Source organism: Mycolicibacterium neworleansense (assembly GCF_001245615.1).
Lineage (GTDB): Bacteria > Actinomycetota > Actinomycetes > Mycobacteriales > Mycobacteriaceae > Mycobacterium > Mycobacterium neworleansense.
Map to the genome: position 1 here is coordinate 26,344 of NZ_CWKH01000003.1, position 19,222 is coordinate 45,565.

The window sequence follows — 19,222 nt, forward strand, 5'->3', positions numbered from 1 at the left end:
GCTCAGACCAGTCCGAGCTTGGCGACGACGGCCACCGGATCCACCGGCACCGCGGTGACGGTGGGCATGCCCTTGAGCGCGGTGTCGGGATCCTTGAGACCGTTGCCGGTGACGGTGCAGACCACGGTGGAGCCACGCTTGACCCACCCGTCCTCGACCGACTTGAGCAGGCCCGCGATGCTGGCCGCCGACGCGGGCTCGACGAACACGCCTTCGCTGCGGGCGACCAGGTGATACGCGGCGAGGATCTCCTCGTCGGTGGCGGCCAGGAAGCGGCCGTTGGACTGCTGCTGAGCCTCGACAGCTCCGGACCACGACGCCGGCGAACCGATCCGGATCGCGGTGGCGATGGTCTCGGGCTCCTTCACCGGCTCGCCGAGCACCAGCGGAGCGGCTCCGGCTGCCTGGGTGCCGAGCATGCGCGGCAACCGTTCGGACAGGCCGTCGCGGTGGTACTCGCGGTAGCCCTTCCAGTAGGCAGTGATGTTGCCCGCGTTGCCCACAGGCAGTGAGTGCACGTCAGGGGCGGTGCCGAGGGCGTCGACGATCTCGAATGCGGCGGTCTTCTGGCCCTCGATGCGGTAGGGGTTGACCGAGTTCACCAGGGCGATGGTCGGGAAGTCCGCGGTGATCTTGCGGGCCAGCTCCAGGCAGTCGTCGAAGTTGCCGTCGACCTGAATGATCTTGGCGCCGTACATCACTGCCTGCGCCAGCTTGCCCATCGCGATCTTGCCCTGCGGAATCAGCACCGCACAGGTGATCCCGGCCTGGGCGGCGTAGGCCGCCGCAGAAGCGGAGGTGTTGCCGGTGGAGGCACACAGCACGGCCTGCTGCCCACGGGCCAGCGACTCGGTGACCGCCACGGTCATCCCGCGGTCCTTGAAGGACCCGGTCGGGTTGAGCCCCTCGACCTTGAGATGCACTGTGCAGCCGGTGAGTTCACTCAGACGCTTGGCGTGGATGAGCGGCGTGCCGCCCTCGAGCAAGGTGATCGGCGTCCAGTCGTCGCCGACCGGCAGCCGGTCACGGTAGGCCTCGATCAATCCCGGCCAGGGCCGGTGCACCGGCCCTGCGCTGGTCTTTCCTTGCGTCCCGGGGTTCATGCGGTCGTTCCTTCCATACGCAGCACGCTGTTGATGGTCTGCACCACGTCGAGATCGGCCAGCGCCTCGACGGTTTCCGAGAGCGCGGCATCGGTGGCCTGGTGGGTGACCACGACGATCCGGGCGCCACACGGCTGCCCCTCCTCGTCGACCATGCCCTCCTGGCGCACCTCGGCGATGCTGACCTCACGCTTGGCGAATTCGGCTGCCACGGCGGACAACACGCCGGGCCGGTCCGAAACATTCATGTTGACGTAGTAACGGGTGGGGATGAACCCGATCGGGGCGATCGGCAACTTGGCGTACTTCGATTCGCGCGGGCCACGGCCACCCTGGACCCGGTTGCGCGCGGCCATCACGACGTCGCCCATCACCGCCGATGCGGTCGGCGCTCCCCCGGCGCCCTGGCCGTAGAACATCAGCCGGCCGGCCGCCTCGGCCTCGACCACCACCGCGTTGAAGGCGCCGTTGACCGCGGCGAGCGGGTGGGACAACGGCACCAGTGCCGGGTAGACCCGGGCCGAAACACGTTGCTTGCCTTCATCACTGGTCAGCCGCTCACAGATGGCCAGGAGCTTGATGGTGCAACCCAGCGCGCGTGCGGACTCGAAGTCGGCCGCGCTCACCTTGGTGATGCCTTCGCGATACACGTCGTCGGCGGTGACCCGGGTGTGGAAGGCGATCGAGGCCAGGATCGCGGCCTTGGCCGCGGCGTCGTAGCCCTCGACGTCGGCGGTGGGATCGGCCTCGGCGTAACCCAGCGCGCCGGCGTCGGCCAGGGCCGAGGTGTAATCGGCGCCGGTGCTGTCCATCTCGGACAGGATGTAGTTGGTGGTGCCGTTGACGATGCCGGCCACCCGCAGCACCGTGTCGCCGGCCAGCGATTGGGTGAGCGGCCGGATGACCGGGATGGCACCCGCCACCGCGGCCTCGAAATACAGGTCCACGCGCGCCTTTTCGGCGGCCTGCGCGAGTTCACCGGTGGACTGCGCCATCAGCGCCTTGTTGGCGGTGACCACCGACTTGCCCTGTTCGAGCGCGGCGAGGATGGCCTTGCGGGCCGGCTTCACCGGACCCATCAACTCCACCACGATGTCGACGTCGTCGCGTGACACCAACTCCATGATGTCGTCGGTGAGCAGATCCTTCGGCACGCCACGGTCACCGGAGACCTTGCGCACTCCGATACCGCGCAGCTCGAGCGGGGCACCGATACGGGCTGCGAGATCGGTGGCGCTCTCGTTGATGATGCGCACCACTTCGCTGCCGACGTTGCCCAGCCCCAGGACCGCTACGCCGATGGACTTCTCACTCATTGACCACTCACCTCCAGGCTCAAAAGATCGTCGACGGTCTCCCGGCGGAGCACCAACCGCGTCTTGCCGTCCTTCACCGCCACCACGGCGGGCCGGCACAGCAGGTTGTACCGACTCGACATCGAGTAGCAGTAGGCGCCGGTCGCGGCCACTGCCAGCAGATCGCCCGGCGCGATGTCATCGGAGACCCAGGTATCGCGGACGATGATGTCACCGGTCTCGCAGTGTTTTCCGACGATGCGCGCCAGGGCCGCGGGTGCGTCGCTGACGCGGGAGACCAGTCGCGCGTCGTATTCGGCGTCGTACAGGGCCGGGCGGATGTTGTCGCTCATCCCGCCGTCGACGCTCACGTAGCGCCGCTGCGCCGAGGCGCTGACCGCGACGTCCTTGACGGTGCCGACCTCGTAGAGCGTGATGGTGCCCGGACCGGCGATGGCGCGGCCCGGTTCCACCACCAGCTTGGGCGTGGGCAGCCCGACGGCCTCGGACTCGCTGCGCACGATGGCCTTGAGCTTGTCGGCAAGCTCCTGCATCGGCGGCGGATCATCTTGCGGCACATAGGAAATGCCCAGACCGCCACCCAGGTCGATGACCGACATCTGCGACGTCTTCTCGACCCCGAACTCGGAGACGACATCGCGCAGTAGGCCGATCACCCGGTGGGCGGCCACTTCGAAGCCGGCCACATCGAAGATCTGGCTGCCGATGTGGCTGTGCAATCCGACCAGGCGCAGGTTGTCGGTGGCGAACACCTTGCGGACCGCTTCCATCGCCGCACCGCTGGCCAGCGACAGGCCGAACTTCTGGTCCTCGTGCGCGGTCGAGATGAACTCGTGGGTGTGCGCCTCCACGCCCGGGGTAACCCGGACCAGCACGTCCTGGACGATGCCCGCCGCTGCGGCGACCTCGTCCAGGCGCTCGATCTCGATCAGGGAATCGACCACCACGTGCCCGACCCCGGCCTTGACCGCGGTGGTCAGCTCAGCGACGGATTTGTTGTTGCCGTGCAGGGTGATTCGCTCGGGCGGGAAGTTCGCGTGCAGGGCAACGGCCAACTCTCCCCCGGTTGCGACGTCGAGGGACAGGCCCTCCTGGTCGACCCACCGCGCGATCTCGCTGCACAGGAACGCCTTGGCGGCGTAGTGCACGTAGTCGCCACCGCCGAAGGCCGCGGCGATATCGCGGCAGCGGGACCGGAAGTCGTCCTCGTCGATCACGAACAGCGGGGTGCCGTATTGGGCCGCCAGCTCGGTGACGGGTACCCCGGCGATCGTCACCACTCCGTCGTTGCCGCGAACCAGGTTGCGGGGCCACACGTTCGGGGCCAGCAGCAGGATTTCGTCAGGGGTCTGCGGCTTCTCGGGCGCGCCGGGGTGGTGGATCTCCTCGGCGTGCCTGGGTCCGGCGGGATGCGCGTTCACATCCGCTCCGGGGCGGTGACACCGAGGATGGCCAGACCGTTGGCGATCACCTGACGGGTGGCGTCACACAGGGCGAGCCGTGCCGAATTGAGCTCGCCCGGGTTTTCATCGCCCTGCGGCAGCACGCGGCAGGCGTCGTAGAACCGGTGGTAGTCCCCGGCCAGGTCTTCCAGGTACCGGCACACCCGGTGCGGCTCCCGCAGCGCGGCAGCGGCCTTGAGCACCCGGGGGAACTCGCCCAGGTTGCGGATCAGGATGCCCTCTTTCTCATGGGTCAGCAGATCCAGGTGGGCGGTGTCGGCGGTGACGCCGAGGTCGGCGGCGTTGCGCGCCAGGGCCGACAGCCGGGCGTGTGCGTATTGCACGTAGTAGACCGGGTTTTCGTTGGACGCACTGGACCACAGCGCCAGATCGATGTCGATCGGGGTGTCCACCGAAGACCGGATGAGCGAGTACCGCGCGGCGTCCACGCCGATTGCCTCGACCAGATCGTCGAGGGTGATGACGGTGCCGGCCCGCTTGCTCATCCGCACCGGCTGGCCGTCGCGGACCAGATTGACCATCTGCCCGATCAGCACCTCGACGGTGTCCGGGTTGTCCCCGAGCGCCGCGGCGGCCGCCTTCAGCCGGGCGATGTAACCGTGGTGGTCGGCGCCGAGCATGTAGATGCACAGGTCGAATCCGCGCTGGCGCTTGTCGAGGTAGTAGGCGAGGTCACCAGCGATGTAGGCGGCGTTGCCGTCGCTCTTGATGACGACGCGGTCCTTGTCGTCGCCGAATTCGGTGGTGCGCAACCAGGTTGCGCCGTCCTTCTCGTAAATGTTGCCGGTCTCGCGCAGCTTGGCGATGGCCTGGTCCACGCGGCCGGAGGTGTGCATCGAGTCTTCGTGGGTGTAGACGTCGAAGTCGGTGCCGAACTCGTGCAGCGATTCCTTGATGTGGGTGAACATCAGGTCCACGCCGATCACACGGAAGGTTTCCTGCTGCTCGTCGGCGGGCAGGCTCATCACATCGGGGCGTTTGGCCAGCACGGACGCGGCGATGTCGTTGATGTAGGTACCGGCGTAGCCGTCCTCCGGGGCCGGCTCCCCCTTGGCCGCGGCGACCAACGAGCGGGCGAACCGGTCGATCTGGGCGCCGTGGTCGTTGAAGTAGTACTCGCGGGTGACGTCGGCCCCCTGGGTGGACAGCAGCCGGCCAAGCGCATCGCCCACGGCGGCCCAGCGGGTGCCGCCGATATGGATGGGTCCGGTCGGGTTGGCCGAGACGAACTCCAGGTTGACCTTCTCGTTCAGCTCGGTGGAATTGCCGTAGGCCGCACCCGCACCCAGCACGTTGGTGACGATGACGCCCTGCGCGGACGCCTCGATGCGCAGGTTGACGAACCCGGGCCCGGCGACCTCGGCGGCGGCGACGCCGTCGGCTGCGGTCAGGGCGGTGGCCAGCCAGCCGGCCAGCTCGCGCGGATTGACGCCGACCTTCTTACCGAGCTGCAGCGCGAGGTTGGTCGCGTAGTCGCCGTGCTCAAGGTTGCGCGGGCGCTCGACCGTGACGGTGTCGGGCAACGCGGCGGTGTCCAGGTCGTGTTCGGTCAGCACTGCGGCGGCAGTAGCCTTGAGCAGCTCTGCAAGGTCGGCGGGGGTCACGAGGGTCCATCCTATGGTCTGGGGTCCCCGCGCCCCGAATCCGTATTCGCTCTTCTATGCGCTACGCTATGCAAGCCCAATCGGCGCAGCTGATCTTCAGCCCGCGCCCCCGTAGCTCAGGGGATAGAGCGTCTGCCTCCGGAGCAGAAGGCCGCAGGTTCGAATCCTGCCGGGGGCACTCTTCAAAATCCACTCTCACCTGTACAAACAGCTCATGCAGGGCTGTTGGTTCCCTTGGCCCACGCCCAGGCGCTCAGCCGCCATCCGTCGGCACCATCGCGGAGTGCGACCGTGAAGACTCCCCCGGTCTGCACGACCGTCTGCCCCTTGAGGTCGAACGTCATCGTCGCCGGAACGACGACATAGCCGCAGTCCCCGTTGACGTCGACATGCCGTGGCTCATCGAGCGTGATGCGGTACCCCGATGCGCCGAGATGTTGCCCTTCGGTGAGCACATCGCGCCACCAGTCTTGAGTTGCCCTCGGCCCCTGCCACACATGCGGCGCCATGCCGTCGAGAATTTGCATGGGATCAGCGCACACCGCGGCCATCGCGTCGGCATCACCGTTGTTGAAGGCGTCGATATACCGGCGGACCGCCGCCATCGGATCGGTCGAGTCAGACATACCCAAACTCTATAGAATATTTTCTATAAAGTTAGGGAGGAAAGCCACAGTGATCACCTTGTCCGCCGAAGAGCAGGCCATCGTCACCACCGTCCACGACTTCGTCGACAAGCAGGTCCGGCCCGTCGTCCGGGAACTCGAGCACACGAACACCTATCCCGAAGACCTCATCGAGGCGATGAAGGAGATGGGCATCTTCGGCCTGGCGATCCCCGAACCGTATGGGTTCGCCGCGGTTTCGATGCCCTGCTATGCGCAGGTCACCGAGGAGCTCGCGCGCGGCTGGATGAGCCTGGCCGGCGCCATGGGCGGGCACACCGTGGTCTCCAAGCTGCTGCTGCAGTTCGGCACCGAAGAGCAGAAGCAGCGCTACCTCCCCCGCATGGCCACCGGCGAGCTGCGCGCGACGATGGCGCTCACCGAACCCGGCGGCGGCTCCGACCTGCAGGCCATGCGCACGGTGGCGACAAAGGACGAGTCTGGCTACGTCATCAACGGGTCGAAGACCTGGATCAGTAATGCGCGTAAAGCCGGTCTCGTCGCGTTGTTGTGCAAGACCGATCCTTCCGCCACGCCTGCGCACAAGGGTGTGTCGATCCTGTTGGTGGAGAAGGTGCCCGGCTTCACGGTCTCCAAGGACCTGCCCAAACTGGGCTACAAGGGTGTCGAGAGTTGCGAGATCAATTTCGTTGACTGCCGGGTGGATTCGGACGCCGTCCTCGGTGACGTCGAAGGACGCGGCTTCGCCCAGATGATGAAGGGCCTGGAGGTCGGGCGGATCCAGGTCGCGGCCAGGGCGACCGGGGTGGCACGGGCCGCCTTCGATGACGCACTGCAATACGCGCAGGACCGGGAGAGCTTCGGGGTGCCGATCTGGCAGCACCAGTCCGTCGGCAACATGCTCGCCGACATGGGCACCAAGCTCTACGCCGCCCGCAGCCTGCTGCTCGATGCGGCCGAGCGCATCGACGCCGGAGGCCGCTGCGACATGGAGGCCGGGATGGCCAAACTGTTCGCCTCCGAGACCGCGATGGAGATCGCGCTGAACGCGGTCCGGATCCACGGCGGCTACGGCTACTCCACCGAATACGACGTCGAGCGCTACTTCCGTGACGCACCACTGATGATCGTCGGAGAGGGCACCAACGAGATCCAGCGCGGCGTGATCGCCAAGCAGCTGGTCAAACGCGGCGGGCTGGACATCTGAGGCCACCGAGATGAACAGGAGACGCACACCGATGCGGTTGTCCGACGTCGCGGCGGCCCACGTTCGTGAGCTCATCGTTTCGGGGCAGCTGCATTCCGGGGAGTTCATCCGTCCGGAGATGGTCGCCGACGAACTCGGGATCAGCGCCACCCCGGCGCGCGAAGGCCTGCTCCAGCTTCAGACCGAGGGCTTCCTGTCGGTGGAGCCTCGGCGCGGCTTCATGGTGACCGCGCTGTCGAGCGAGGACATCCGCGACATCTACGACGCCCAGGCGCTGCTGGGCGGCGAGCTCACCGCCCGCACCGCCGCGACGATCACCCCCGCAACCGTCGATGAACTCGAGCGCATCCAGGACGCGCTCGAACGTGCCGCTGCCGCCAGAGATTTCGACGAGGAAGAACGTCTCAACCATGAGTTCCATGCCCTGATCTACCGACTGAGCGGGTCACGCAAGATGCGCTGGCTGATCAAGACGACGCTGGCATACGCACCGCGCAAGTTCTTCGCCGCGGTGGAGGGCTGGCCCGAGGCCTCGGCCCAGGATCACCGCGCCATCATCGAGCACCTGCGGGCAGGCGATCCCGAGCAGGCCCGCGCCGCCATGGCCCGCCACATCCGCAACGCCGGTGCGCTGCTGGCCGATCACCTGGCACAAGACGGCGAAGCCGGCTGACGCGGAAACGCACCGATTACTGGTGTGTTGGCAATGAAAAAACAACTTCAGCAAACTGGGCCGGCACGGTATACAGTTGCCCCAACGTTTCGACATTCCATGGGGGGACAAGCGATGCACAAGCTCGTTGCAGCGGCGGTGGCCGCCGGCGCCATCAGCGCGGGGCTCGCGCTCGCCGCACCGGCCGCGGCCGCACCGAACTGCTCCGACATCGTCGACAAGATCAACAGCGAGGACGGCTACACGCCCACCAGCGGTGAGAAGTGGGCCTGCGCCACCGAGATCCAGGCGAACAAGTGGGCCACCTTCCCCGACAGCATCACCGGTAAGTGGGGCAGCTTCCCCGCCGACACCGCAGATAAGTGGGCCAATGCGCCCGGCGAGGTCGCCAAGAAGTGGAACGACTTCCCCAAGAATCTTCAGGACAAGTGGTCCGGTGGTGGTGAAGAGGAGTAAACCTCCGCACACCGCCCTACATCAGTGGTGATCCGTTTACAGCGGATCACCACTGATCTGTTTATGGGGGCCTGATTCTCCGACCCCGAGCGCGGCGAGCAGTGCCTCGCGATGCGCGATGAACTCCGGGTTGCGGTAAGTGCGGGCATCGGGGGTGTGGAAGTCCAGCTTCCGGTCAACGACGAAACGTCCCCCGTCGAGCACGAGAACCCGGTCGGCCAGTGTCACGGCCTCGTCGACATCGTGGGTCACCAGCAGCACCCCGGGTTCGTACTTGGCGCACAGCTCCTTGAGGAGTTGGTGCATGCGGACCCGGGTGAGGGCGTCGAGGGCCCCGAACGGCTCGTCCGCCAGCAGCAGCGCCGGATCGCGCACCAGTGAGCGGGCCAGCGCCACGCGCTGCTGCTCACCACCGGACAGTTCGTACGGCCAGGCGTTTTCTCGTCCGGCCAGCCCCACGTCGGCCAGCACCGCGCTCGCCCGTTGCCTGACCTCGCGGCCGGACAGTCCGAGCGCGACGTTGTCGAGCACCCGCGACCACGGCAGTAGCCGGGAATCCTGGAACACCACCGACACGTCGCGGGCGACGTACAAATCGCCTGTCCCGGCGACGCCGTGGTCGAGCCCGGCCAGGGCGCGCAGCAGCGTGCTCTTGCCGGAGCCGCTGCGCCCCAGCAGGGCCACGAACTCGCCTTTACGGATGGTTAGGTCGACCGCATCGAGAATCGTTGTGCCACCGAATGATCGGCTGAGTTGGCGGACGACGGCGACTTCCTCGGTCAGGTTCCCAGTGCGCGCCGCCACGACAGGGCCCTCCTCTCGATGGCGCGGACGACGTAGTCGCCGGTGAGTCCGAATACCGCGTACACCAGCAGGCCGACCACCACGATGTCCAGCTGCCCGTACAGACGCGCCTGGGTCATCAGATAACCGATACCGCTGGTGGCGTTGACCTGCTCGACGACCACCAGGGCGGTCCAGGAGATGGTGACGGCGAGCCGCAGTCCGGTGAAGAATCCGGGCAGGGCACCAGGGATGGCCACCTTGCGGATGAACTGACTGCGGGAAAGCCCAACGGTTTCGGCCAGTTCGACGTGGCGCAGGTCGACACCTTTGAGCTGAGCGGTGGTGTTGATGTACACCGGAATCAACACGCTGGTGGCGATGATGATGATCTTCATGGTGTCACCGATGCCGAACCAGATGATCGCCAACGGGATGATGGCCAGGGTCGGCACCGCCCGCTTGACCTGGATCGGCCCGTCGACGATGGCCTCCCCGATGCGGCTCAGCCCCGAGATGAGCGCGAGCGCCAGCCCGAGTACGACCCCGATGGCCAAGGAGATCGAGGCCAGCTTGAGCGAGGCGAGGATGTTCGTGGGCAACCGTCCGTCCGACCACATCTCGCCGATGGTGCGCACGATGTCCAGGGGGTGCGGCAGGGTACGCGGATCGAGGATGCCCAGTTGCGAGGTGATTATCCAGACGGCCACCAGCAGAAGCGGTCCGATCGCCAATGCCCCGGGGATGACCCGCCCCGGTCCCAGCCGCCGGCGACGCTGGGTACCCGACCGGTGCTCCAGATGCGGATAGTCCCGGGCCTTAACGTATTCCGGTACCGCCGTGGTAGCCGGCACCGTGTGCACAGCGGTCACTGCTTGCCCGTCGACGTCGCGTTCAGATCGGCGAACCGGGAATCGAACTCGTCCTTGGCGTGCAGTTGTTTCCCGGAGAATGCGCCGGCCTGCTGCAGCAGGTCGATGGTCTCCTGCTGGGTGTTGATCAGCTCGTCGGTGAATCCCGGCACCGATGACTTTCCGTCGGCCGCCGCAATCGCCTTGGCGTCCTCCGGACTCACCTTCTGGTCCTTGATCAGGTACTCGTCGATCCAGGTCTGCTTGTTGTCGTTGAGCCACTGCTCGGCGCGGTACCACGCGATCACGAACTCGCGGATGGCGGCCGCGCGAGCCGGATCGGACAGCGCGTCCCGGCTGGCGTAGACGTAGTACAGGCCTGGGTAAGCGCCTGGGGCGTTGGGGATTTCGATGCTCCCCTCCCCCGCGGTGGAGGCGAGGTAGCGGACGCGGTCCGGTTGCTTGAGCACCGCGGCGTTGACCTGTTCGGCCCGCAAGCCGTCGGCGAACTCGGCCAATCCCAGATTGATCGGCTGCACGTCCTTGATACTCAGACCGACCGACTTGAGGTTACGCAGCACGACCGCCTGTTGTGCCGTGCCTTCGTTGATCGCAATCTTCTTGCCGGCCAGGTCCTTCAACGTCTTGATGCCCGAACCCGGCGAGGTCGCCAGCACCAGTCCGTTTCCGTCGTATCTCACCGCGCCGACGATGGGTACCCCGGCGTCCGAATACTGCGCCAGGATCGGCGGGACATCGCCGACCCGGCCCAGCTGTGCGTTGCCCGAACGGATCGCCTCCAGACGCAGCGGCCCGCTGCTGAAGTTGGCGTAGGTGACGTCGGCACTGAGCCGGTCCTGCTCGCCGGAGAGTTTGAACAGGGTCTTGAGCCGGTTCGCGTCGTCGGCCACCACCAGGCTGGTTCCCGCGGGAACCGCCACGGGGATCGGTGCGTCGGCGGACAGTCCGCCGGAATTCGACGTGCCGGAGCCCGATGTCTGGCAGGCACTGACCATGCCCGCGATGAGGCCGGCGGCAACAACCACCCGGGTCAAGCGGGTCAACGGATTACGCATGTCAGGTCCCCTGTCAGCTCGCGGCCGACACGGGGGCGTCCGTGCCGGTACTGAATCGACTGGCCGGGCGGTCCAAGCCGAGATGGTCACGCAGTGTGGTGCCGGTGTAGTCCTCGCGGAAGATGCCGCGGCGCTGCAACTCTGGGACGACCTGGTCGACGAAGTCGGTCAGCGAGGACGGCAGCGCCGGCGGGATGAGGTTGAAACCGTCCGCCGCGCCGGTGCGGAACCATTCCTCGATGGTGTCGGCGACCTGTTCGGGGGTGCCGGCGAACAGGCGATGCCCCCGACCGCTGCTGAGCCGCAGCAACAACTCACGGACGGTGAGGTTCTCGGTTTCCACCAACCGCTTCACCAGGGCCAGCCGGCTCTTGATGAACGTGTCGCCGGGATCCTCGGCCGGGAAGCTCAGTTTGCGGTCGAGATCGTCCTTGGTGACCGCGAATCCGACGATGGCACTCAGTTGATCGAGCCCGTAATCGGGCACGGTGAGTTCTTCGAGTTCGCGTTGACGCTGGTGCGCCTCGGCTTCGGTGCCGCCGATGATCGCCGACAGCCCGGGCAGGATGTGCACCTGGTCGGGGTTGCGGCCGTAGCGGCGAACGCGCGCCTTGACGTCGCGGTAGAAGTCGCGGGCCTCGTCCAGGGTGGGCTGCGCGGTGAAGATGGCCTCGGCGTAGCGGGCGGCCAGATCCTTGCCGGGTTCGGACGATCCGGCCTGGAACAGCACCGGGTTCCCCTGCGGAGATCGCGGTACCTCCAGCGGCCCGGCCACGTCGAAGTGCTGACCGGAGTGGTTGATCGCGTGGATCTTGGCCGGATCCACGAAGCGCGGCGCGTCTTTGTCGCCGACAATGGCGTCGTCTTCCCAGCTGTCCCACAACTTCAGCGCCACTTGCAGGAACTCGTCGGCACGCCGGTAGCGGGCCGCCGGGTCGGGGTGGGTGGGCACCCCGAAGTTGGCCGCAGCCGACGCATTGGCCGTCGTCACGACGTTCCAGCCGGCCCGGCCCCGGCTCACATGATCGAGGGTGGCGAACCGCCGTGCCAGCCCGTACGGGTCGTTGTAGGTGGTGGACGCCGTCGCGATCAGGCCGACTTTGGTGGTCGCCCCGGCCAGCGCCGCGACGAGGGTGATCGGGTCGAGCGCGTCGAAGGGACGAAACTCGGTCTGGTCCTTGAGGACCGGGTGGTCGGCGAAGAAGACCGCATCGAGTTTGCCGCGCTCGGCGATCCGGGCCAGCTCGATGTAGTGGGCGATGTCGGTGATGCCCGCCAGATCGGTCTCGGGCAGGCGCCACGCGGCTTCGTGTTGACCGATGTTGCGCAGGAATGCGTTGAGGTGCAACTGCCTTGCTGGCGCAGCCATTGCGACGAGCTCCTTTGGACGAGGTACGGGCTGCGTCCATTTCAGGGGGCGGGCTGCGCTGCGAGAACAGTTTGGATCAGCGAAATTTCAGCTAACTCCAGGCAGCTGACGCTGACGGCCGGGGTCAGCCCAGGCCGGTCCACTTCTTCAGGACCTTGCCGGGGAAGCCGCCCCACTTTTCGGCGGTCTTGCCGGGGAACGTCGCCCACTTCTCAGCAGTCTTGCCGGGGAAGCCGCCCCACTTCTCGGCGGTCTCGCCGGGGAAGTTGGTCCACTTGTCGACGATCGGGCTCTCGGGCAGCTCGACCCCACCGGTGAGCGCGCTCTTGGCGGCATCGGTGACGGCATCGGTGACCGACGAAGAGACGCGGTCACACGGCGAGCACCCGACGGTGCTGTTGCCCTTGGTATCGGCCGACGCGGGCGCGGACAGCGCCACCGCGGCGCCGACGGCCCCCGCGGCGAGGGTCGTGGCGATCAAGCTCTTCTGAATCATGGGGTCCCCAACTGTCGTATCCGACGCCGTCTGACGACGACGATGTGCACGCTAGTGCCAAAACCATCCGAACGCCTGTTCTGCCTGACGCGCCAGATAGTTTGCTGTAGCCTGCTCGGCCCAGGACCGTCGCCGCCGATGCCGAACGGACGGCGACGCGCAGGTTAACAGTCGTGTCCCGCCGCGAAACGACGCCGATTGAACAGGAGTTTTACGACGGCTTCAGGCGCGCACCGATCCACTGCATTTTCGAGATCCAGGCTACGCGGAGCCCCATGACATGATCTTGATCACGTTTTGCTGAGGTGGGCGAGGTCGGGCAGCTCAGGCGAAGACTTTCGCCACCTCTGCCACCCGACGCAGTTGGTCGATATCGGAGCTGGTCGGGATCAGGTGCACCTCGTCGGTGCCGATGTCCTCGAACTTGCCGAGCACCTCGATCAATTCCTCCTCGGTGCCCGCCCAGCCGGTCATGGGAGCCATCGCGTCGACGTACTCGGCCGGGATCCAGTTCATGTACCTGCGCAGGTGGCGGTGCACCTGGGCGCGGGCTTCCTCGGGCTTGCCGAGCGCGAACCAGAACGAGGTGGCCAGATGCGGCTTGGGCTTACCTGCCTGGGCCCAGGCATTCCGGGCGATGTCGAACAATTCGGCCTGGCGGGACAGATCCAGGTCCAAGGTGGTGCCGGCCACGCCGTCGGCCCAGGCCGCGGCATCACGGATGGTCTTGGGCCCGATGGTGCCGATGTGCAGGGGCGGCCCGCCGGCCTGCACCGGCGGCGGCCCGACCGGAAGTACCGATTCGGTGACTTTCTCCCCGGCCCACACCCGCTTCATCACCGCAACGCGCTCGGCCATGCCCCGCCTCGTCTGGGAGGCCGGGTCGGCGCCGACCGCGTGATAGTCCTCGTGGCGGCCGCCGACACCGATGCCCACGGTCAATCGGCCGCCACTGAGCAGATCACCGGTGGCCAGACCTTTGGCCAGCATCACCGGGTCATGCAGCTGCGGCACCACCACCGTGGTCACCAGCCGAACCCGGTCGGTCCACGCCGCCAGTGCCCCCAGCAGGGTCAGGCTGTCGGGGTTGTCGAAGGCGATGCGCTCACCCCAGCACAGCGAGGAGAACGGGCCCCCGTCGATGACGTGCGCCCAGGACCGCAGCGTCGTCGCATCCAACTGAGGCTCCATGACCGGCATCGTCATCCCCACGCGCACGCAGGGATTCTGTCACGTTCGGGTGGCAGCATGAACCCATGGCCATCACCACGTCCTCTGTCGCGCACGTGCGGCTCACGGTCACCGACGTCGAACAGTCCCGGCAGTTCTACGAGAGCGTTTTCGGCTGGCCGGTTCTGATCGAGCTGCCGCAGGATGCCGACGCCATCACCCGCGCACGGCTGGGTTTCCTGTTCGGCGGGGTCATCTACGACGCCGGTGGCACACTGATCGGCCTGCGCCCGGTCGGCCGTGATGCGTTCGACGAGAACCGAACCGGGCTGGACCACTTGGCCTTCCGGCTCAAGAACCTCGCCGAGCTGGACGAGGCCGCACGACACCTCGACGACCTGGGCATCGCCCACGAACCGGTCAAGGACATCGGCCCCGCCTACATCCTGGAGTTCCGCGACCCCGACAACATCGCGTTGGAGCTCACCGCGCCGAAGTAGGTGCACCACCCGGGGGTTATCCCCCAGCCGGCTGTCGGGAAAACGCTGTGTCGCCGGACCGCACAACTTCGTAGGTTGAAGGCATGGTCGCAATGAGCGAAACCGTCCTGCCCGCACCCGTCGAGCCGGCTCGCGAGCCCGTGGGGAGATCAACCAACATCGGCCTCGTACCGACCGCATCGATGATCACCGGCGCCGCGGTGGCATTGGTGTGGTTCTGGATTCCGTTGTCCATCATGGTCATCGGGTTCTCCTCGATTCCGTCGGTGATCGGCTTCCTGCTCGCCGGGGTGGTGTTCATCTACCTGATGCGCGGTGTCGAGTGGGTGGAGCGCGCCCGCAGTGAGGCGGTATTCGGCCTCGGCATCGGTATCCCGCCACGGCACCTGTCGCCTCACACCGGATTCCAGGGCTGGGCGCACCAGCTGTGGCTGGACATCAGCAGTACCCGGTTCTGGAAGGGCTTCTGCCACCACTATCTGCGGATGACGTACGACATGCTGGCTACCGGCCTCGCGTTCGCGTTACTGGCGTTCGCGTTCGTGGGCCCGGCGGCGGCGGCCGCCATCCGCCAGAGCGACGCCGACGCCGGTCTGATCTTCCTCTCCCCGCCGCTCGCCTGGCTGCTGGCCGTCGTCGCCGTCGTCGCCGCAATCGCCATCCTGATCCTCGCCCCGGCCATGGATGCCGCGATCGACCGATGGCTTCTGTCCCCGTCGTCCACCGCTGCTCTGGAGTACCAGGTGAGTGCGCTGTCCGATGCCAGGCGGGGCGCCGTGTCCTCGGCGCAGACCGAACGCCACCGCATCGAACGGGATCTACATGACAGCGTGCAGCCCCGGCTGGTGTCGCTGGCCATGACGATCGGGCTGGCCCAGACCAAGCTGGATTCGGATCCACCCGCTGCCAAGGCATTGATCGCCGAGGCGCACGACGACGCCAAGAGCGCACTGGTGGAACTGCGCAACGTGGTGCGCGGGATCGCCCCGACGATCCTGTCCGATCGCGGTCTCGACGCGGCATTGTCCTCGGTGGTGCAACGTTCGGAGAACTCCGGAGTACCGACCACATTGCACATCGAGTTGCCTCGCCGGCTGCCCGACGAAGTGGAATCGGTTGCCTACTTCGTGGTCGCCGAGGCCTTGACCAACATCGCCAAGCACGCCAACGCCTCTCAGGCGGTCGTCACCGTCCGGTTGGATGCGGCGGCCAACGTGCTGCACGTGTCGGTGTTCGACGACGGCCGGGGCGGCGCAGTCGTCGACGCCGGCGAGAACGCCACCGGTCTACGCGGACTGGACGAACGGGTGCGCGCCGCAGGCGGGACCTTCGGGGTGTCCAGCCCGGCCACCGGCCCGACGATCGTCACGGCGGTGCTGCCATGCGGATCGTGATCGCCGAGGACTCGGCGCTGCTGCGGGCGGGCATCGAGCGGATCCTGGCCGACGCCGGGCACGAGATCGTCGCCGGGGTGCCCGATGCCACCAACCTGCTGCGCCTGGTCAACGAGCATCGCCCCGACCTGGCCATCCTCGACGTCCGGATGCCACCGACATTCACCGATGAGGGCATCCGGGCGGCGGCGCTGTTGCGCAGCCAGAACCCCGAGTCGCCGGTACTGGTGCTCTCCCACTACGTCGAGGAGCGCTACGCGGCCGATCTGATCGCCTCGGACACAAGGGGATTCGGTTATCTGCTCAAGGACCGCGTGGCCGATGTGCCTGCATTCCTCGACGCCGTCGCCGTGGTCGGCGGCGGAGGCACGGTACTCGATCCCGAGGTGGTGTCACAGATGTTGCTGCGTTCGGCCCGCCGCAGCGCCCTCGACCAGCTGACGCCGCGCGAGCGCGATGTCCTGCAGCTGATGGCCGAGGGCAAGACGAACTCGGCGATCGCCGCCGCGCTTCACATCTCGGTCGGCTCGGCCGAGAAACACATCGCCTCGATCTTCACGAAATTCGACCTCGCGCCCGACGAGAGCGAGAACCGCCGCGTGCTGGCGGTGCTGCGCTACCTCGAGACCTAGACCGAACATCCCTACCGGGAAGGACTTTCATCGTGACCACCATCGCCGCTCCGCCACCGGTCAACCCGCCGCCCCAGTTGAACCCCGGCGGGCGCACCACGTTCCGTCTCGTGCTGATCGCCGCGGCGACTCTGCTCGTGGTCGGCACCGTGGCCGCGCTCGGCGTGGCGGCCTGGGCAGTCAGCAACGTCCGTGTCGTCACCGATCACCAGGCATTGCCGCCGACGATGCGGACGCTGGTGATCGACACCGCACGCATCCCCGTCGCGATCCGCATCACCGCGGACCGCGAAACCCGGGAAGCCGTGGCGGATCTGCGTCTGGTGAACACCTCCCGCAGCGGCGCGCACCAGCTGCAGATCACCAATGCGGGCGAGGAGACCCGGATCGCGATCGCCGGCAAACCCTCGCGCATGCTCGAATGGGCCCGCGGCGGGGAGATCACGATCGCCGTGCCGCCCGAGCAGGCCCGGCGCCTGACCGTGCGCACCGACCAGGAGCTCGGCACGGTGATCGCCCAGGCCGACGTGGATCAGTTGATCTCCCGCGTCTCCGAAGGGGCGATCATCCTGCGCGGTGCCGCCCGCCGTATCGAGGCCCACGCCGTCGAGGGTGAGATCGTCTCGCGCGACCCGATCGCGGTCACCGAGGAATTCAGCGCCACCACGTCCGACGGTGACATCACCGTCGACTTCCGCGACGCCGCACCACGGCGTGTCGATGCGGTGAGCCGCAACGGTGATGTGGTCATCGGACTGCCCGGGCGCGGACCGTATCTGGTGCATGCCCAGTCCGGTTCCTCGACCGAGGTGCGGGTGCCCGAAACGACCGTGCCCGACACGGCGGCCGCGGAGGTCACCGTCCGCTCTGACGACGGCGACGTCGTGGTGGACAGTGTGGTCGAAGGTGTGGGTCTCGGGCGGCCTTAACGGTTGGCGGGGGCCGGGGTCACGCGATCCATGATCTCGGCCACCGAACCGGGCCGGACCTGGCGCCAGCCGGTTCCGGCCCACACGTTGGTGGCCTGCGGATCGCCCGCAGCCGCCGAGGCCTTGCGCACCGGGCTGGTCAGGTAATGGATCTCGGGGTAGCCCAGCGGGGCCTGTGCATCGTGCTCGGCGATGAAGCGGTTGCGCAGGCCGCGGGCATAGCGACCGGAGAATGCCCGGGTGACAACGGTTTCGGTGAACTCGGGGCTTTGCAGCGCGGCTCGGTGCACCGGGCTGCTGCCGGCTTCGTCGGCCAGCAGGAAGGCGGTGCCCAGTTGGGCGGCCACCGCACCGGCGGCCAGCACGCCCGCCACGTCGTCGGAGCTGACCAGCCCGCCGGCCGCCACGACCGGGACATCCACCGTCGCCACCACCTCGGCCAGCAGCGTCTCCAGCGGTTGCGACGCGGGCGCTGCGGCCGGGTCGAACGTGCCCCGGTGCCCACCGGCGGCGGGTCCCTGCACGGCGAGCACATCGACGCCATGGCTCACCGCCAGTCGTGCTTCGTCGAGCGTCGTAACGGTCCCCACCGTGCTGATGCCGGCACCGCGCAACCGGTCGATCTCCGGTCCGCTCGGCAACCCGAAGGTGAACGACACCACCTCAGGGCGCAGGTCGAACACCGCATCCAGCTTCGCGGCCCACGCGTCGTCGTCGTAGCGCGGGTCACCGAGGGCCACGCCATAGCGCTGCGCCTCACCGGCCAGTTCAGCGGCATAGGCCTGGATCTGCTCGGGCGTGCCAGCGCTCGGTTGGGGCGCAAAGAGATTCACACCGAGCGGTTCTGTGGTCAAACCTCGTGCGGCAGTGACCCTTTCGGCGAGTGCATCGGCAGTGAGATAGCCGGCCGCGAGGAACCCAAGGCCCCCGGCGGCGCTGCCCGCCGCGGCAAGTTCCGGGGTCGAGGGCCCGCCGGCCATCGGTGCCACGATCACCGGACGTCGCAGCCCACGAATGTCGAAAGTGCCCATCACCGCACCGCCTTCCCGAACAGCAGGACGTCCTGCGGTTCTTCACTGATATTGGGAAACAGCGCGTAGCGCGCGAGCCTTCCCTCCAGTGACAGACCACACCGCCGCAGGACTCCGGCCGAGCCGGCATTGTCGACGTGGCAGTACGCCGTGACCCGGTAGACGGTGGGGTCAGGCTTCAGATCGGTCAGCATCAACGAAACCGCTTCCGACATCAGGCCCCGTCCCCACCATTGCGGGGCCAGGCAGTAACCGAGTTCCACCGCGAACGGCTGCGGCCGTCGCCGCGCGCACAGGCCGGCCACCTCGCCGTCGACTTCGACCAGCCAGGTCTGCTCATCACCGACGTTGAACAACGAGGTGATGACGCGGCGCGTCTCGGCCACCCCCGAATGCGGGCGCCAGGACAGATACCTCGTCACCTCGGCGTCGGAGGCGATGCGGGCGTACAGGGCTTCGGCGTCCTCGACGACCGGTGGCCGCAGCCGCACCTGTGGCCCGGCCAGAATCTGGGTGTTGGGCATGGCCCCATCCTGCACCGTT

General features: G+C 67.3%; 20 protein-coding genes and 1 tRNA gene. 8 read left to right on the forward strand and 13 right to left on the reverse strand.

Annotated features, from left to right (window positions below; genetic code table 11):
• Window positions 1-2: 2 nt before the first annotated feature.
• The 4 genes from thrC to argS are packed head-to-tail and all read right to left on the reverse strand — an operon-like array spanning window position 3 to window position 5,486.
• Window positions 3-1,103 (reverse strand): threonine synthase, encoded by a 1,101-nt coding sequence (thrC, locus tag BN2156_RS24550; RefSeq protein WP_090517642.1) that lies wholly within the window; start codon window positions 1,101-1,103, stop codon window positions 3-5.
• The gene (locus BN2156_RS24555) at window positions 1,100-2,419 is read right to left on the reverse strand and encodes a homoserine dehydrogenase (RefSeq protein WP_090517643.1); all 1,320 of its coding nucleotides are present in this window, start codon (window positions 2,417-2,419) and stop codon (window positions 1,100-1,102) included. Before BN2156_RS24555 ends, thrC begins: the two co-directional genes overlap by 4 nt.
• Window positions 2,416-3,840: a diaminopimelate decarboxylase gene (gene lysA / locus BN2156_RS24560; RefSeq protein WP_090517644.1), complete on the reverse strand. Its 1,425-nt coding sequence runs from the start codon at window positions 3,838-3,840 to the stop codon at window positions 2,416-2,418. The genes BN2156_RS24555 and lysA overlap by 4 nt, the downstream gene beginning before the upstream one ends.
• Complete coding sequence (gene argS, locus BN2156_RS24565; protein ID WP_090517645.1) at window positions 3,837-5,486, reverse strand: arginine--tRNA ligase; 1,650 nt, start codon at window positions 5,484-5,486, stop codon at window positions 3,837-3,839. Before argS ends, lysA begins: the two co-directional genes overlap by 4 nt.
• Window positions 5,487-5,591: 105 nt before the next feature.
• On the opposite strand from argS, the gene BN2156_RS24570 reads away from it, so the two are divergent.
• Window positions 5,592-5,664, forward strand: a tRNA-Arg gene (locus BN2156_RS24570).
• Window positions 5,665-5,698: 34 nt separating this feature from the next.
• Here the strand turns inward: BN2156_RS24570 and BN2156_RS24575 are convergent.
• On the reverse strand, window positions 5,699-6,112 hold the full coding sequence (locus BN2156_RS24575; RefSeq protein WP_090517646.1) for a YybH family protein: 414 nt from the start codon (window positions 6,110-6,112) through the stop codon (window positions 5,699-5,701).
• Between the two features lie 49 nt (window positions 6,113-6,161).
• Between BN2156_RS24575 and BN2156_RS24580 the strand changes: the two genes are divergently transcribed.
• From BN2156_RS24580 to BN2156_RS24590, 3 genes are all read left to right on the forward strand, one after another.
• Window positions 6,162-7,319, forward strand: a complete 1,158-nt coding sequence (locus BN2156_RS24580) for an acyl-CoA dehydrogenase family protein (RefSeq protein WP_210436713.1) — start codon at window positions 6,162-6,164, stop codon at window positions 7,317-7,319.
• A gap of 31 nt (window positions 7,320-7,350) precedes the next feature.
• Entirely contained in the window at window positions 7,351-7,992 is a 642-nt protein-coding gene (locus BN2156_RS24585) for a GntR family transcriptional regulator (protein ID WP_235625493.1), read from the forward strand.
• A 114-nt stretch (window positions 7,993-8,106) separates the two neighbouring features.
• On the forward strand, window positions 8,107-8,448 hold the full coding sequence (locus BN2156_RS24590) for a hypothetical protein (protein WP_090517648.1): 342 nt from the start codon (window positions 8,107-8,109) through the stop codon (window positions 8,446-8,448).
• 36 nt (window positions 8,449-8,484) lie between these two features.
• On the opposite strand, the gene BN2156_RS24595 is transcribed toward BN2156_RS24590, so the two are convergent.
• The 6 genes from BN2156_RS24595 to BN2156_RS24620 all read right to left on the reverse strand — a co-directional run bounded on the left by BN2156_RS24595 (window position 8,485) and on the right by BN2156_RS24620 (window position 14,229).
• Window positions 8,485-9,252, reverse strand: coding sequence for an ABC transporter ATP-binding protein (locus tag BN2156_RS24595; RefSeq protein WP_090517649.1), 768 nt, complete (start codon window positions 9,250-9,252; stop codon window positions 8,485-8,487).
• Window positions 9,228-10,031 carry an ABC transporter permease gene (locus BN2156_RS24600; protein WP_235625544.1) on the reverse strand — a complete coding sequence of 268 codons (804 nt, stop codon included), beginning with the start codon at window positions 10,029-10,031 and terminating at the stop codon, window positions 9,228-9,230. The genes BN2156_RS24595 and BN2156_RS24600 overlap by 25 nt, the downstream gene beginning before the upstream one ends.
• A 68-nt stretch (window positions 10,032-10,099) precedes the next feature.
• Window positions 10,100-11,158, reverse strand: a complete 1,059-nt coding sequence (locus BN2156_RS24605; RefSeq protein WP_090517651.1) for an ABC transporter substrate-binding protein — start codon at window positions 11,156-11,158, stop codon at window positions 10,100-10,102.
• A 13-nt stretch (window positions 11,159-11,171) separates the two neighbouring features.
• On the reverse strand, window positions 11,172-12,527 hold the full coding sequence (locus BN2156_RS24610; protein ID WP_090517652.1) for an LLM class flavin-dependent oxidoreductase: 1,356 nt from the start codon (window positions 12,525-12,527) through the stop codon (window positions 11,172-11,174).
• 124 nt (window positions 12,528-12,651) lie between these two features.
• Window positions 12,652-13,023, reverse strand: a complete 372-nt coding sequence (locus BN2156_RS24615) for a hypothetical protein (RefSeq protein WP_090517653.1) — start codon at window positions 13,021-13,023, stop codon at window positions 12,652-12,654.
• Window positions 13,024-13,347: 324 nt separating this feature from the next.
• Complete coding sequence (locus BN2156_RS24620; RefSeq protein ID WP_090517654.1) at window positions 13,348-14,229, reverse strand: LLM class flavin-dependent oxidoreductase; 882 nt, start codon at window positions 14,227-14,229, stop codon at window positions 13,348-13,350.
• A gap of 50 nt (window positions 14,230-14,279) precedes the next feature.
• On the opposite strand from BN2156_RS24620, the gene BN2156_RS24625 reads away from it, so the two are divergent.
• From BN2156_RS24625 to BN2156_RS24640, 4 genes are all read left to right on the forward strand, one after another.
• Entirely contained in the window at window positions 14,280-14,693 is a 414-nt protein-coding gene (locus BN2156_RS24625) for a VOC family protein (protein WP_090517655.1), read from the forward strand.
• An 83-nt stretch (window positions 14,694-14,776) separates the two neighbouring features.
• Window positions 14,777-16,087: a sensor histidine kinase gene (locus tag BN2156_RS24630; protein WP_162490954.1), complete on the forward strand. Its 1,311-nt coding sequence runs from the start codon at window positions 14,777-14,779 to the stop codon at window positions 16,085-16,087.
• Window positions 16,075-16,719, forward strand: a complete 645-nt coding sequence (locus BN2156_RS24635; protein WP_090517656.1) for a response regulator transcription factor — start codon at window positions 16,075-16,077, stop codon at window positions 16,717-16,719. The genes BN2156_RS24630 and BN2156_RS24635 overlap by 13 nt, the downstream gene beginning before the upstream one ends.
• A gap of 32 nt (window positions 16,720-16,751) precedes the next feature.
• Window positions 16,752-17,648 (forward strand): DUF4097 family beta strand repeat-containing protein, encoded by an 897-nt coding sequence (locus BN2156_RS24640; RefSeq protein ID WP_090517657.1) that lies wholly within the window; start codon window positions 16,752-16,754, stop codon window positions 17,646-17,648.
• On the opposite strand, the gene BN2156_RS24645 is transcribed toward BN2156_RS24640, so the two are convergent.
• Both BN2156_RS24645 and BN2156_RS24650 read right to left on the reverse strand, forming a co-directional pair.
• Window positions 17,645-18,679 carry a nitronate monooxygenase gene (locus BN2156_RS24645; protein WP_162490955.1) on the reverse strand — a complete coding sequence of 345 codons (1,035 nt, stop codon included), beginning with the start codon at window positions 18,677-18,679 and terminating at the stop codon, window positions 17,645-17,647. The two genes, BN2156_RS24640 and BN2156_RS24645, sit on opposite strands and share 4 nt — an antisense overlap.
• Window positions 18,679-19,203: a GNAT family N-acetyltransferase gene (locus BN2156_RS24650; protein WP_090518519.1), complete on the reverse strand. Its 525-nt coding sequence runs from the start codon at window positions 19,201-19,203 to the stop codon at window positions 18,679-18,681. Before BN2156_RS24650 ends, BN2156_RS24645 begins: the two co-directional genes overlap by 1 nt.
• Between the last annotated feature and the right edge of the window lie 19 nt (window positions 19,204-19,222).

What these genes read in the sequence shown, in the direction of transcription:
- BN2156_RS24620 (WP_090517654.1), bottom strand. Translation starts at nt 14,229, where the DNA reads ATGACGATGCCGGTCATGGAGCCTCAGTTGGATGCGACGACGCTGCGG.
- BN2156_RS24625 (WP_090517655.1), top strand. Translation starts at nt 14,280, where the DNA reads ATGGCCATCACCACGTCCTCTGTCGCGCACGTGCGGCTCACGGTCACC.
- BN2156_RS24630 (WP_162490954.1), top strand. Translation starts at nt 14,777, where the DNA reads ATGGTCGCAATGAGCGAAACCGTCCTGCCCGCACCCGTCGAGCCGGCT.
- BN2156_RS24590 (WP_090517648.1), top strand. Translation starts at nt 8,107, where the DNA reads ATGCACAAGCTCGTTGCAGCGGCGGTGGCCGCCGGCGCCATCAGCGCG.
- BN2156_RS24635 (WP_090517656.1), top strand. Translation starts at nt 16,075, where the DNA reads ATGCGGATCGTGATCGCCGAGGACTCGGCGCTGCTGCGGGCGGGCATC.
- BN2156_RS24615 (WP_090517653.1), bottom strand. Translation starts at nt 13,023, where the DNA reads ATGATTCAGAAGAGCTTGATCGCCACGACCCTCGCCGCGGGGGCCGTC.
- thrC (WP_090517642.1), bottom strand. Translation starts at nt 1,103, where the DNA reads ATGAACCCCGGGACGCAAGGAAAGACCAGCGCAGGGCCGGTGCACCGG.
- BN2156_RS24585 (WP_235625493.1), top strand. Translation starts at nt 7,351, where the DNA reads ATGCGGTTGTCCGACGTCGCGGCGGCCCACGTTCGTGAGCTCATCGTT.
- BN2156_RS24555 (WP_090517643.1), bottom strand. Translation starts at nt 2,419, where the DNA reads ATGAGTGAGAAGTCCATCGGCGTAGCGGTCCTGGGGCTGGGCAACGTC.
- BN2156_RS24605 (WP_090517651.1), bottom strand. Translation starts at nt 11,158, where the DNA reads ATGCGTAATCCGTTGACCCGCTTGACCCGGGTGGTTGTTGCCGCCGGC.
- BN2156_RS24650 (WP_090518519.1), bottom strand. Translation starts at nt 19,203, where the DNA reads ATGCCCAACACCCAGATTCTGGCCGGGCCACAGGTGCGGCTGCGGCCA.
- BN2156_RS24610 (WP_090517652.1), bottom strand. Translation starts at nt 12,527, where the DNA reads ATGGCTGCGCCAGCAAGGCAGTTGCACCTCAACGCATTCCTGCGCAAC.
- BN2156_RS24645 (WP_162490955.1), bottom strand. Translation starts at nt 18,679, where the DNA reads ATGGGCACTTTCGACATTCGTGGGCTGCGACGTCCGGTGATCGTGGCA.
- BN2156_RS24575 (WP_090517646.1), bottom strand. Translation starts at nt 6,112, where the DNA reads ATGTCTGACTCGACCGATCCGATGGCGGCGGTCCGCCGGTATATCGAC.